The sequence below is a fragment of the Basilea psittacipulmonis DSM 24701 genome, from assembly GCF_000743945.1.
GTDB lineage: Bacteria > Pseudomonadota > Gammaproteobacteria > Burkholderiales > Burkholderiaceae_B > Basilea > Basilea psittacipulmonis.
Genome location: NZ_CP009238.1, coordinates 936,150 through 950,486, shown reverse-complemented (window position 1 = coordinate 950,486; position 14,337 = coordinate 936,150). Strand labels below are relative to the sequence as shown.

The following is a 14,337-nucleotide window of genomic DNA, read 5'->3' as shown; positions in this document are numbered from 1 at the left end:
TCTTCCTTTATCAGATTCGGCCGAGTTTTTTTAGAATAGCGGCAACCGTCAAAAAAGATCCAAATACTACTATTCTATCATCCTGATGAGCATTCTGTAGGGCTTTTTCAAAGGCTTCTTCAGGGGTATTAAAACTTTGAACACTAGGCAGTCCATCTTTATCAGCGGGATTTAAAGCACGTATCGTTTCGGCCAGTTCATCACCTGCTCGCCCTCTTTCGCCCTCTAAGGTGGCACAATACCAATGATCGATGCGTTTGCCCATACATTTGATACTTTCTAGACTATCTTTGTCTTTTAACATACCAATGACAGCATGGGTATAAGGATGATAACTCATATGGTCCAAATTATGTCCCAATGTAGCAACGGCATGAGGATTGTGAGCCACATCTAAAATAATGGTAGGCTGGCCAGGTAAAATCTGAAAACGACCCGGTAAATTTAACTGCAACAAACCCTCTTTGATCGCTTGGTTGTGTACAGGCAAACGATGAGACAAGGCTTGAATGGCTGCCAAGGCCGCACTAGCATTAATTAGCTGATTGGCACCGCGTAAAGAGGGCCAAGGTAAGGCACTTCTATGTGTACCTCTTGCTGCAAAAGCCCATTGTTGTTTATCGCCCGAGTAGTTAAAATCTCGACCAAACAACCATAAATCAGCTTGAATCTGTTCTGCATATTCAATAAGCGTTGAGGGAGGTTCGGGATCGGCACAAATAGCGGTTTTTCCAGCACGATAGATATGAGCTTTGTCCCAAGCAATTTTTTCTCTGGTATCGCCCAAATAATCCGTGTGATCAAGGGCAATGCTCGTAATAATGGAACAATCTGCATCGATAATATTCACCGCATCTAATCGTCCACCTAGCCCGACTTCTAAAATCGCCACATCCACTTGCTCTTGTGAGAACAAATATAAGGCTGCCAAGGTGCTATATTCAAAATAAGTCAAACTTACGTCACCACGAAACTGCTCAATCGTTGCCAATGCTTCAACGATTTTTTCTTCTGAACAAGGGGCTCCATCGAGATGAATACGCTCGTTGTAATGAACCAAATGAGGCGATGTATAAAGCCCTGTGCGATACCCTGCTGCTTTATAAATCGACTCTAACATATGACAAACAGAACCTTTGCCGTTTGTGCCGCCTACAATGATGCTGTTGTTAAGAGAGAGATTCATACGAGTGGCCACGGTTTTGACTCGTTCTAAGCCCATATCAATGGTTTTCGTATGAATATTTTCTAAATAATGTAGCCAAGTATCTAAGCTAGAAGATAGGTTAGGTTTTATCATCATAATGTTTTGGCTAGGTTATTAACCTAGCCAATCGTACTAATTATCGTTTTTTAGTGGGTGGTACATCGGTACACGAACCAATGGCCACTTCTGCCGCCATACCCACACTCTCTCCAAGTGTTGGGTGAGGATGAATCGTATGTGCGATGTCTTCTTTATCACACCCCATTTCAATGGCCAATGCAATCTCACTAATCATGTCACCCGCATTGGTACCCACGATACCGCCGCCCAGTAAACGATGAGTTTCTGCATCAAAAATGAGTTTAGTAAAGCCCTCATCGCGACCGTTGGCAATGGCACGACCACTAGCTGCCCAAGGGAATACCGCTTTATCGATTTTAATCCCTTCTTTTTTGGCTTGATCTTCAGTCAACCCTGCCCAAGCAACTTCAGGATCCGTAAAGGCAACGCCTGGAATCACGCGTGCATCAAAGTAAGCTTTATGACCTGCAATCACTTCTGCCGCAACATGTGCTTCATGAACGGCTTTATGAGCCAACATAGGCTGACCAACAATATCACCAATAGCAAAGATATTCGGTACATTTGTACGCATTTGTTGATCCACAGGAATAAAGCCTCTGTCCGTTACCGTGACACCTGCTTTTTCAGCCCCAATGAGTTTTCCATTAGGGGCACGGCCTGCAGACTGTAGAACTAAGTCATAGCATTGGGGCTCTTTAGGAGCATTCTCGCCCTCAAAAGTTACCCAAATACCATCTTCTTTGGCTTCAGCGGACACTGTTTTCGTGTTCGTCATAATATGATCAAAACGATGAGCATTCTTTTTCTGCCATACTTTGACCAAATCACGATCGGCACCTTGCATCAGACCATCCATCATCTCAACTACGTCTAAACGAGCACCTAATGCCGAGTAAACGGTACCCATTTCAAGACCGATAATGCCACCACCAATAATCAACATACGTTTGGGCACTTTTGGTAATTCCAAAGCACCTGTACTATCGATAATACGAGGATCATCGGGCAAGAATGGTAAATGAACCGCACGACTACCTGCAGCAATAATCGCGTTTTTAAAGCTAATCGTCTCTTGAGTACCATCAGGTTTATGAATTTCAAGATGATGATTATCGACAAATGTTGCTTGACCTTGAATCACCGTGACTTTACGCATTTTAGCCATACTGGCCAAACCACCTGTTAATTTAGACACTACCGATGATTTATAGGCACGTAGTTTTTCAAGATTCACAACGGGTGCACCAAATTCAATACCGTTATGAGCCAATTCTCTGGCTTCTTCCAGTACGGCTACATTATGAAGTAAAGCTTTTGAGGGGATACATCCTACATTCAGACACACCCCACCAAGCGTAGCATATTTTTCCACCAAGGCAACTTTTAGGCCTAGATCCGCTGCACGGAAGGCAGCTGAATAACCGCCTGGACCCGCCCCCAATACCATGACATCATAGGCATTAGGATCGTTAAAATTATCGGTTGCAACCGTTTGTTGAACAGGTGCAGGATTACTTGATGCCACGGGTTTTTGTGGGACATCTGATGAGGCCGATGATGAAGCAGGTGTTGAAGCATGAGATGCTAACGTTAACACCAAACTACCTTTACTCACCTTATCACCTACTTTCACCGCAATCGCAGTCACTTTACCTGCGGCACTGCTTGGAATTTCCATCGAAGCTTTGTCTGATTCTACGGTGATTAGACTTTGTTCTTCTTTAACATCATCTCCCACCGCCACCAAGACTTCAATGACATCAACTTCTTTGAAGTCACCAATATCAGGAACAAACACCTCTACACTTGACGTTGCCGAGTTAGCAGGTGTGCTAGCCTGTGGAGCGGGTGTGGTAGTTTGGGCTGCGGGTGTACTGACCTGTGGTGCAGCAGGCTGTTCAAGCTGTGCCCCACTCGATTCTACGGTCAATACCAAACTACCTTTACTCACCTTATCGCCTACTTTCACAGCAATCGCGGTCACCTTACCTGCGGCACTGCTTGGAATTTCCATCGATGCCTTATCTGACTCTACGGTGATTAAGCTTTGTTCTTCTGTAATTTCGTCGCCAACGGACACCAAGACTTCAATTACATCAACCTCTTTGAAGTCACCAATATCGGGGACTTTGACTTCAATTTGACTCATCTTTGTAAGACTCCTTAGATAATCACACGGCGAAAATCTGCTAATAAACTAGCAAGATAAGCGTTAAATTTTGCGGCAGCCGCCCCATCGATCACTCTATGGTCATAAGACAATGACAATGGCATGATCAGACGTGGTACAAACTCTTTACCATTCCAAACAGGTTTCATCGCAGAACGAGAAACACCCAAAATCGCTACTTCTGGTGCATTGACAATAGGTGTGAAACTGGTACCACCAATGCCTCCTAAAGATGAAATCGTAAAACAACCGCCCTGCATGTGTTGAGGACCGAGTTTACCATCACGAGCCATTTTTGCTAACTCACTGGTTTCTTTCGCCAAGTCAGAGATAGACTTTTTATCTGCCTCTTTAATCACTGGCACTACCAAGCCATTCGGCGTATCGGCAGCAAAACCAATGTTATAGTATTTTTTCAAAACTAAATTATCACCATCCAAAGAGGCGTTAAATTCAGGGAATTTTTTAAGTGCTTGCACAACCGCACGGATCAAGAACGCCAATAACGTGAATTTCACGCCCTCACGTTCATATTCTTTATTCAACGTTTTGCGAAGCTCTTCTAAGTCCGTAATATCCGCGTCTTCATTGTTAGTAACATGAGGAATCATCACCCAGTTACGATGAAGATTGGCACCTGATATTTTCTTAATGCGTGATAAAGGCTTGCTTTCAACTGGACCAAACGAAGCAAAATCGATTTTTGGCCAATCTAATACCTTAAATCCAGACCCTGACACGGTCGCACTTGAAGAAGACGAAGTTTGGTGATGATAAGCTGATTGTAAAGTCGCTTTAACAAAGGCGCGCACGTCATCAGGCGTAATGCGACCTTTATTACCCGTACCATTAACCTGCGTTAAATCAACACCTAACTCCCTTGCAAACTTACGAACAGAGGGAGAAGCAAAAGGCAAACCTCTCGTGGAAGTCGGAATCCCTGCAAAGGCAGCGGTAGGCGAAACCGTAGCAGGAACTGCCGTGACTTCTGGTGCCATAACCTCAGAGGGCTGTTTCTCAACTTGAGGTGCGGCAACAGGTTGTGGTGCCGTCGCGACCATGGTAGGTTCACTTGCAGCGGATTCAAAACGCATAATCAAAGAATCTTTGCTAACCTTATCGCCTACTTTCACTAAAACTTCAGTGATTTTTCCAGCTGCTGGAGCGGGGATTTCCATTGAAGCCTTATCGGATTCAACCGTAATAAGGCTTTGTTCTTCCTTGACTAAATCGCCTACAGATACCAATACCTCGATAACTTCAACATCTTTGAAATCTCCAATATCTGGTACTAATATATCTTTACTCATCTTAGTTCCTTATTATGAATGTTGTGGACTAGGTTTGTCTTGTGGAATATTGTATTTTTCAATCGCTTCCAAGACTTTCTCTGCTGGGATTTTGCCATCGTCAGCCAATGCTTTCAATGCTGCAAGCACGACATAATAACGATCCACTTCAAAGAAAGAACGTAAACGGAATCGGAAGTCAGAACGACCGAAACCATCTGTACCCAGAACACGATAAGTGCGATTGTTCGGAATATATTCACGAATCTGGTCAGCGTAAATCTTCATATAATCTGTTGAAGCCACTACTGGACCTGAAGTTGCTGACAAACACTGAGCAACATAAGGAATATGTGGACGATCAGTCGTTGGATGCAAGGTATTGTAACGAACACAATCCATACCATCACGGCGTAATTCGGTAAAGCTAGTGACGCTCCAAACATCTGAACCAATACCCCAATCTTCTTTAAGCAATTTTGCAGCTTCTAACACTTCTAACAAGATAGTGCCTGAGCCGAGTAATTGGACACGTTCCTGACCATCATTAGATTGAATCTTATACATCCCTTTGATGATACCCTCTTCATCGCCTGCTTTAAGGCCGGGATGAGCGTAGTTTTGGTTCATCACGGTTAAGTAATAGAAAACATTTTCTTGGTTTTCTACCATACGTTTTAAACCATGTTGCATGATAACTGCTACTTCGTGAGCAAAGGTTGGATCGTATGACACGCAGTTTGGAATCGTTGAAGCAAGCAAATGACTATGTCCGTCTTCGTGTTGCAAGCCTTCACCATTTAATGTCGTTCTACCTGCTGTACCACCTAGTAAGAAACCACGTGCTTGCATATCGCCTGCCGCCCAAGCTAAATCGCCGACACGTTGGAATCCAAACATAGAGTAGTAAATGAAGAAAGGAATCATGATCTTATTATTGGTTGAATAAGAAGTTGCCGCTGCGATCCAAGATGCAAAGGCACCTGCTTCATTAATTCCCTCTTGAAGTAATTGACCGTTCTTCGATTCTTTATAGTACATCACCTGAGCTTTATCAACAGGTTCATACTTCTGTCCTTCTGGTGAATAAATACCGATTTGGCGGAACAAACCCTCCATACCAAATGTACGTGATTCATCAGACAAAATAGGCACCACACGGTCTTTAAGCGTTTTATCTCTAAGCAACTGATTTAAGAAACGCACAAATGCTTGTGTGGTTGAAATCTCACGTCCCTCTTGGGTTGGTTCCAAAATAGACTCAAAGAATTTTAAATCAGGGGCTTTTAGTTGTTCATCACTGTTTATACGACGAGCTGGATAGTAACCGCCTAATTTTTCACGATGTTCACGCAAATACTTCATCTCTGCTGAATCTTCAGCAAATTTCAAGTATGGCAATTCATCTAACTTATCATCTGGAACGGGGATATTAAAACGATCTCTAAACCAACGAACAGAGTCGCCATCTAGTTTTTTCTGCTGGTGAGCGGGGTTTTTCGCTTCCGCAACACGCCCCATACCATAGCCTTTAACGGTCTTAGCAAGAATAACAGTAGGCTGACCCTCTGTTTTCACCGCTGCATCAAAAGCCGCGTACACTTTCTTAGGATCATGACCACCACGGTTTAAACGCCAAATATCTTCATCAGACATACGACTAACCATTTCTAATAAACGTGGATCTTTGCCAAAGAAATGTTCTCTTACATAAGCACCATCATTTGCTTTGCATGCTTGGTATTCTCCATCAACCGTCTCTTCCATGACTTTACGCAAAATACCATCTTTGTCTCTTGCTAATAATGGATCCCAATAACCGCCCCAAATTAACTTAATCACATTCCATCCTGCACCACGGAACTCACCTTCTAGTTCTTGGATGATTTTGCCATTACCACGAACTGGACCGTCAAGACGTTGTAAATTACAATTCACCACAAAGATTAAGTTATCAAGTTTTTCACGAGCGGCCATGCCAATCGCACCAAGTGATTCAGGCTCATCCATCTCACCATCCCCGCAAAATACCCATACTTTACGTTTGCTGGTATCGGCAATGCCACGAGCATGTAAATATTTTAAGAAACGAGCTTGATAAATCGCCATCAATGGTCCTAGACCCATTGATACCGTTGGGAATTGCCAGAAATCAGGCATTAATTTAGGATGAGGATAAGAAGACAAGCCCTCTCCGCCTACTTCTTGACGGAAATTATTCATTTGGTCTTCTGTTAAACGTCCCTCTAAGAAAGCACGTCCATAAACACCTGGAGACGAATGACCTTGGAAATAAACCAAATCACCACCATGATCAGCGGTTTCTGCATGCCAGAAATGGTTTTGGCCTGTACCAATCATCGTGGCTAAAGAAGCAAAGGAAGCAATGTGGCCACCTAAATCACCGCCATCTTTAGGATGTAAGCGGTTAGCACGTACCACCATTGCCATCGCATTCCAACGAATGTAAGAACGAATACGTTCCTCAATGGCCAAATTACCTGGATGTGGAGGCTCTAGACCTGGAGGAATCGTATTAACATAAGCTGTATTTGGGGAATAAGGGATATTTGAGCCATATCGACGAGCTTCATCGATAAGTTTTTCTAACAAAAAGTGAGCACGTTCTGGACCTTCTCTATCTAAAACGGAAGCTAACGCGTCCAACCATTCTTGTGTTTCTACTGCATCAATATCTTTATCTATTGTATTTGACATAGGTTACTCCTTTTTGGAATATGCCAGATTTAACCTGTAAATTTTAAGACGAAATAGAGGCTTTGTTCAAGTTAAGCCCCTATTTTCCTCATTAAAACCTTTTAACCTTACGTGATCACATAAGCCTGTAAAACAGTAATTATCCCTATCATCACGCAGAAAATTAAACTGTGTTTAACGGTAAACTTAAACAAACTTGATTCCTGTCCCGAAATACCAACGGCACCGCAAGCAACGGCAATGGATTGAGGAGAGATCATCTTGCCCGTTACACCACCTGTTGTATTGACAGCCGTCAAAAGGTTAGAATCAACGCCGATCTGATGAGCCGTATTAGCTTGCAACGAGCAGAACAAAGCATTTGAAGATGTATCTGAACCCGTTAAAAACACCCCTAACCAACCTAAAAATGGTGAAAAGAATGGGAATGCTAAACCAGTATGTGCAAGCAATAAGGCCAATGTTGAAGAAAGTCCCGAGTAATTAGCAATAAAGGCAAAGGCTAATACAAACCCGATCGAAATAATTGGATATCTTAACTCATAGAGTGTTTCGCCAAATGTTTTGACCGCTTGAGACAAAGGTAAACGTAAGAACAAAATACTTAACACGGCGGCTAAGAAAATGGATGTCCCGACCGCCCCTAATACATCCACTTTGTAAACCACTTTTATCAAATCATTTTCTTGTTGAGCAAACGGAGCGGCTTTGGCAATTAACTGATTTAAATATGGCCAATCAAACTTAATCGTCGCAAAAGACAAGGCTTCTTTTACGGATGGCACAGACCATAAGCAAACCATCACGGTCAGAATAATAAAGGGAGACCATGCCACTAAGACTGTTTTGGCGCTCAAGGCCACCTTTTTCTCGTCTTTTTCAGAAGATAACTCTTTATTAAAGGTAAAGATTTCCTTGGGATGCCAAACTTTTAAAAATAAGGCTGTTACTACCAAACTGACTAATGAAGACGTAATATTCGGTAATTCATGCCCAATATAATGAGAGGTAATCAATTGCGTGATGGTATATGAGATACCTGATACCAAAATCACTGGCCACGTCTGTTTAATGCCTTTGATACCGTCCATCATAGCCACTAACCAGAAAGGCAAAATAATCGTCAATACGGTTAATTGTTTGGCCACGATTTGACCAATATAAAACGGATCCGCCCCAGTCACCTGTCCTGCCACCAAAATAGGCAAGCCCATAGCCCCATAAGCCACAGGTGCTGTATTCGCAATCAAACTCAATCCCGCAGCATACAGTGGATTAAAGCCTAAACCCACCAATAAAGCGGCGGTAATCGCTACAGATGCCCCAAATCCTGTTGCACCCTCTAAAAACGCACCAAAACAAAAGGCAACCAGAATCACTTGAATCCTTTGGTCTGGCGTAATAGAAATAATGGAGTTACGAATAATATCAAACTGCCCTGTTTTTACCGTCACTTTGTACAAAAAAACAGCCGTAATGATAATCCACGCAATGGGCCATAAACCATATAAAAACCCATATAATGCCGAAGAAACTGCATAAGCAACTGGCATACGATAAGCAAAAATCGCCACGCCCAATGCAATAAGCATGGTTAGACCGCCAGCAACATAACCTTTTAATTTGAGCTTGGTCAGTGCCAAAAAGAAAAATACAATCGGCAACACCGCTACCAAAGATGATAGCCACAAGCTCCCATTAATCGGAAGATAATTCTGAACCCAAATATCCATAAGGTGATTCCTATAAATGTCAATCGATTATGGGGAAAAACATCATTATAACGACTAAAGAATCATCATGATGATGAGGCTTATTTTAAATAAAATAATTTAGGACGTGGCAGTTTATCATTTTTACCGTTATTAAATACGATAAAAAACAAAAAAGTGCATTTTCACAACACACGCAAAAAATTATATCTTGCATTGCAAGAATGCTGATAAATAGGAATTATAATGAGTATCGATGAATTATTTAGTATTTTGCAAAATGATTCTTGCTACACAACATTTATTAAAAACTTCAAATATTAAAGGATTTAGTGATAGAATAATAATCAATTTGAACAGTCAATGTCCGCCTTGGTATCCTACGGTTTACCCAGGTAGTTTCCAAACCTAAGATACCCAAGTCGGACGCCCTTTTTAGCCGAATATCGCATCAGGTATTCGGCTTTTTCATTTTATGAAGGCCTATTCACACCGCTTTCCATCTGAGCGTTTTTCTGTCTGCCTCTTATCGCCCGCTTTCTTTATCAGTATTTTTTTTCTTTAAAGGTGTTTTCTGTTCGTTTTCCTTATAAGGGCTTATGAGGGGTTCTCCTCTTTTTTATCCACCTCTCACCATTCAAGCCATCTTTTTTATGTTTTTTTGCACCTAATTTAAGTTTCAAGTTTTCTAAAAACGTGAGACGAGCGTGATGTACCATCGATACACGTTCTTACACGAAAGGATATGCTTGATGAATCATCGAAAATACCACTCATCTGTAGCAAAAAAAATACATGAGTAAAAAAAATCTACTATATTGCTTGACTGACCAAGGATAGATGAGACATAATTATGTTTTTACTGATGGGTGCTTAGCTCAGTTGGTAGAGCGGCGCCCTTACAAGGCGTAGGTCACAGGTTCGACCCCTGTAGCACCCACCATCAGAATCCCTCACACTAGTGGGTGCTTAGCTCAGTTGGTAGAGCGGCGCCCTTACAAGGCGTAGGTCACAGGTTCGACCCCTGTAGCACCCACCACTAGTCCACACAATCACTCTATTTCCCACTTTGCAATTATTTATCGACAATCACTCATTTGAAAAAAATCTCATCATCTTTTCACCAATCAGCAAGCACTCTTAACCATTTACATACCCACAAAATACCATCGTCTTTAACTCTTCATTTATCTCCAATCCTTGTCATCCCCCTCAACCGTTCATTTGTCTCCAAACCTTGCCGTCACCTTTAACTCTTCATTTATCTCCAATCCTTGTCACCACCTTTAACTATTCTCATTCAGCAAACTTCACCATTACCCGCTCGCTATCCACAAACCTCATCACCATCTCCCTTAACCTTCCATCACCCACGATCTCCCACACTCACCTCTTCAGCTAACAACCTCCTCGACCACCATTGATAAAGGCGGATGCAAACTAAAGGGTTGTGATTGTTGCGGTGATTGCAGGAAATACTAGGATTGGTAAGGAAGTAAGCGGATATACCAAAAAGAAAAAGCCACTCTATCACGAGTGGCTTCTAGCTTTATCAAAGCTAATTATTTTTTACGTTTAGCTCCGTTAACAGCTTCTTTTAGTGCCTTACCTGGACGGAATTTAGGTACTGTCGCAGCAGCGATTTTAATCGCTTCACCAGTACGTGGGTTCTGACCAGTACGAGCTTTACGTTTTGCTACTGCAAAAGTACCAAAACCAACTAAAGTTACTGTATCACCCTTTTTAAGAGCTTTTTTAATGCTAGCTAATGTTGCATCTAAAGCACGACCAGCGTCAGCTTTAGTTAGTTTAGATTCTGCTGCAATGCTATCAATTAGTTGTGACTTATTCATGTCGGAAAACTCCCTTTAATTAATAGTTAATAAATAAGGCAATATCAATATTCAACCTATATGCGTTTTTTGTCAAGCTATCGTCTTAAAATTATTACATTTTCAGAAATAAAGACCGTATTTATTACAATAAAACAACAAAAACAAGCGATTCACCCCTTATAAAGCAAGCTAAGCACTGAATTTACGCTGTCTTAACGTCTCATACATGCATAATGCAGACGCAACACTAACGTTCAAACTCTCTACGGTTCCCATCATAGGCAAACGCACCAATTCATCGCATGTTTCCTTGGTCAAACGACGCATGCCATCGCCCTCTGCCCCCATCACCCACGCAATAGGCATCTTCAAATCTAGATCAAACATTGATTGTTCTGCTTGATCGGTCGTTCCCACCACCCAGATATGGTGTTCTTTTAAGGTTTTCAAAGTACGTGAGAGATTGGTCACCATTAAATAAGGAACCGTTTCAGCCGCTCCGCAAGCAACTCTTTGAACGGTGGTTGTCAATCCTACCGATTTATCTTTAGGAGCAATAATGGCATGAACGCCCGCCGCATCAGCCGTTCGCAAGCAAGCTCCTAAATTATGAGGATCCGTCACTCCATCTAAAACCAATAAATGTGCGGGTCCCGACAAATCACTCAAAAGTTCCTCAACACTTGTTGCCAACACACGATGACTTACCCAAGCCACCACGCCTTGATGTCGAACGCCCTCCACCATCTTATCCAGCTCAACTGAATCCGTTAGATGGATGTTAATAAAGGCAAATTGCTTTAATCTATCCATTAAACTTTGGATACGTTTATCATGGCGTGAAACATCGATAAATACCTCAATCACACTATCTGGTGCATGACGTAATCTTGCTTCAATAGAATGAAATCCTGCTAATAACTGTTTATTTCCTTTCATCGCTATCTACTTCCTTTTTCGTTTCGCTTCCCGACGTTTATCGATGGCTTGTTGGACTTTCTTGGTTTTGGCTTTTGCTTTCTTGAGGTTTTTGGCTTGACTAAGCTTTCGTTTTTCAGGTTTCATCAAAGATTTAAAGCCCGTGTTTTTAGCTAAGCAAAGTTCAATTCGACGATTATCTAAATCCACTCGGGAAATTTGGACGGGGATCTTATCGCCCAAACGAAAACGTATCCCTGAACGCTGTCCTCTTAACTCATTCAATGATTCATTTAATACAAAATAATCATTGCCCAAAGCCGTCACATGAATCATTCCCTCTACATAATACCGTTCTAAGGTCACAAAGACACCAAAATTCGTCACTGAAGATATGGTTCCTTGAAACACCTCTCCCTCTTTTTCTTTCATATACCAGCATTTTAGCCATGCCAGCACATCACGCGATGCCTCATCCGCTCTTCTTTCCGTCCAAGAACAATGCTCGCCCAAATATTTCCAAACTTCATGTTCATAGCTTTTAGCGGTCTCACCTTTTGCACGAACCAATTCTTGGAGCTTGGGTTGATATTTTCGACGTTTTAAAATGGACTTAATCACACGATGTACGAGTAAATCTGGGTATCGTCTAATGGGAGAAGTAAAGTGCGTGTAAGCCTCATAAGCTAAGCCATAATGGCCGATATTATCTGGACTATATAGTGCCTGTTGCATAGAACGCAAACATAAGGTTTGGATGATGGCATAATCTGAACGATTAGAAGCGGCTTGTAACAAACTGGCATAATCTTTTCCTGTAGGTGTACTGCCACCCGGAAGATTTAAACCCAAGGGTTTAAGCGTCTCTCGTAATGCACTTAACTTTTCTTCATTCGGTTTTTCATGCACTCGAAATAAGGCCTCTTTTTTATGTCGAATGATGAAATCAGCCGCACATGTATTGGCCAACAACATACATTCTTCAATTAATTTATGAGCATCATTTCTTACCAAGGGCTTAATTTCTTGAATTTTTCCTAACTCATCGCAAATAATCTGGGTTTCAACCGTATCAAAATCCATAGCTCCTCTTTTTTGACGAGCCTTATCCAAAAGTTGATAAAGTTGATACAGGTGTTCAATGACTTCTCGTACGCCTTTTTCCTCCCACAGCAAAGCAAGGGCTGGATCCTGATGTTGTAACACTTGCCATACCTGATCATAAGTGGTTCTAGCATGGGAATGAATTACCGCCTCATAAAACTGATACGCCACAACGTTGGCTTGTTGATCGACGACCATATCACATACCATGGACAAACGATCGACTTGAGGATTAAGCGAACACAAATCATTAGATAATTTTTCGGGCAACATCGGAATCACACGACGAGGAAAATAAACAGATGTCCCTCTTTCTCGTGCATCCAAATCCAGTGCCTCTTCAGGTTTCACATAATGGGCAACATCCGCAATCGCAACCAATAAACGCCAAGCTTTTTTGCCTTGATGGGTGCAAGGTGTCGCAAATACGGCATCATCAAAGTCTCTTGAATCAACACCATCAATCGTGACAAAAGGAATGTCTCTTAAATCAATTCTACTACGCAACTCTTTAGGCAAAACCCCATCTGGCATTGTTTGTAGCAGTGTTTGGGTAGATGAAGAAAACGTTACCGGCACTTTAAACTTTCTAACAGCGATTTCAATTTCCATGCCGGGATCGTCAATCTCGCCTAATACTTCAATCACCTTACCCTGTGGATGCGTGTATTTGGTTGGTTGTTCAAGAATCACCGCTTCCACGACCTGCCCTAATTTTGCACCTCCAAGATGATTTTTGGCAATATAAATATCCTGTTTAATTCTTTGATCTTCAGGCACTAACAGATAATGAGTCCCCTCATAGACTATCCGACCCACAATGTGGGTATTCGCTCTTTGCAAAATTTCAACCACACTGGCTTCACTGCCACCTTTTGCACTCTTTGATGCACGTGCCATGACTTTATCACCGTGCATTAATTGAAGCATCTCGTGTTGAGGAATAAACATATCCTCTTGGCTACCATCATCAAGGCTTAAAAAACCAAAGCCATCTTTATGACCAATAACCGTGCCGATAACAAATGAAGTGCAGTCACCTAATAGCCAAGATCCTCTTTTATTTTGAACGATAATGCCGTCTTTTTTCATTGCGGTCAGACGACGATTTAAGCCCTCTAAAGCATCAGGCCCTGATAATTCAAACGTTTTAATGATATTAGACAGGCTTACGGCCGTCTTACGTTTTCTCAATAAAGACAAAATTTGTTCTCTGCTGGGGACAGAAAACTCATAATTCATTTGACGAATACTTTTTTTTCTTAATATTTTTTTATCGTTATTCAAACCAATACCTTTT

At 41.8% G+C, this 14,337-nt stretch carries 8 protein-coding genes and 2 tRNA genes; 2 read left to right on the top strand and 8 right to left on the bottom strand.

The genetic code is table 11. The features are described from left to right. Window positions 1–10: 10 nt before the first annotated feature. The 5 genes from folC to IX83_RS04080 all read right to left on the bottom strand — a co-directional run bounded on the left by folC (window position 11) and on the right by IX83_RS04080 (window position 9,201). Entirely contained in the window at window positions 11–1,306 is a 1,296-nt protein-coding gene (folC, locus tag IX83_RS04100; RefSeq protein WP_162273007.1) for a bifunctional tetrahydrofolate synthase/dihydrofolate synthase, read from the bottom strand. Window positions 1,307–1,343: 37 nt separating this feature from the next. Beyond that, window positions 1,344–3,440, bottom strand: coding sequence for a dihydrolipoyl dehydrogenase (gene lpdA / locus IX83_RS04095; protein ID WP_077315965.1), 2,097 nt, complete (start codon window positions 3,438–3,440; stop codon window positions 1,344–1,346). 14 nt (window positions 3,441–3,454) lie between these two features. After that, on the bottom strand, window positions 3,455–4,771 hold the full coding sequence (gene aceF / locus IX83_RS04090; RefSeq protein WP_051919257.1) for a dihydrolipoyllysine-residue acetyltransferase: 1,317 nt from the start codon (window positions 4,769–4,771) through the stop codon (window positions 3,455–3,457). Between the two features lie 12 nt (window positions 4,772–4,783). Further along, entirely contained in the window at window positions 4,784–7,468 is a 2,685-nt protein-coding gene (gene aceE / locus IX83_RS04085) for a pyruvate dehydrogenase (acetyl-transferring), homodimeric type (protein ID WP_038499517.1), read from the bottom strand. Window positions 7,469–7,575: 107 nt separating this feature from the next. After that, complete coding sequence (locus IX83_RS04080) at window positions 7,576–9,201, bottom strand: lactate permease LctP family transporter (RefSeq protein ID WP_038499514.1); 1,626 nt, start codon at window positions 9,199–9,201, stop codon at window positions 7,576–7,578. Between the two features lie 846 nt (window positions 9,202–10,047). Between IX83_RS04080 and IX83_RS04075 the strand changes: the two genes are divergently transcribed. Both IX83_RS04075 and IX83_RS04070 read left to right on the top strand, forming a co-directional pair. After that, window positions 10,048–10,123, top strand: a tRNA-Val gene (locus IX83_RS04075). A gap of 20 nt (window positions 10,124–10,143) precedes the next feature. Next, a tRNA-Val gene (locus tag IX83_RS04070) sits at window positions 10,144–10,219 on the top strand. A gap of 523 nt (window positions 10,220–10,742) precedes the next feature. Here IX83_RS04070 and IX83_RS04065 read toward each other — a convergent pair. The 3 genes from IX83_RS04065 to rnr all read right to left on the bottom strand — a co-directional run bounded on the left by IX83_RS04065 (window position 10,743) and on the right by rnr (window position 14,324). Next, the gene (locus IX83_RS04065) at window positions 10,743–11,033 is read right to left on the bottom strand and encodes an HU family DNA-binding protein (RefSeq protein WP_038499511.1); all 291 of its coding nucleotides are present in this window, start codon (window positions 11,031–11,033) and stop codon (window positions 10,743–10,745) included. A gap of 171 nt (window positions 11,034–11,204) precedes the next feature. After that, complete coding sequence (rlmB, locus tag IX83_RS04060) at window positions 11,205–11,954, bottom strand: 23S rRNA (guanosine(2251)-2'-O)-methyltransferase RlmB (protein ID WP_038499507.1); 750 nt, start codon at window positions 11,952–11,954, stop codon at window positions 11,205–11,207. A 6-nt stretch (window positions 11,955–11,960) separates the two neighbouring features. After that, window positions 11,961–14,324 carry a ribonuclease R gene (rnr, locus tag IX83_RS04055; RefSeq protein WP_038501522.1) on the bottom strand — a complete coding sequence of 788 codons (2,364 nt, stop codon included), beginning with the start codon at window positions 14,322–14,324 and terminating at the stop codon, window positions 11,961–11,963. Between the last annotated feature and the right edge of the window lie 13 nt (window positions 14,325–14,337).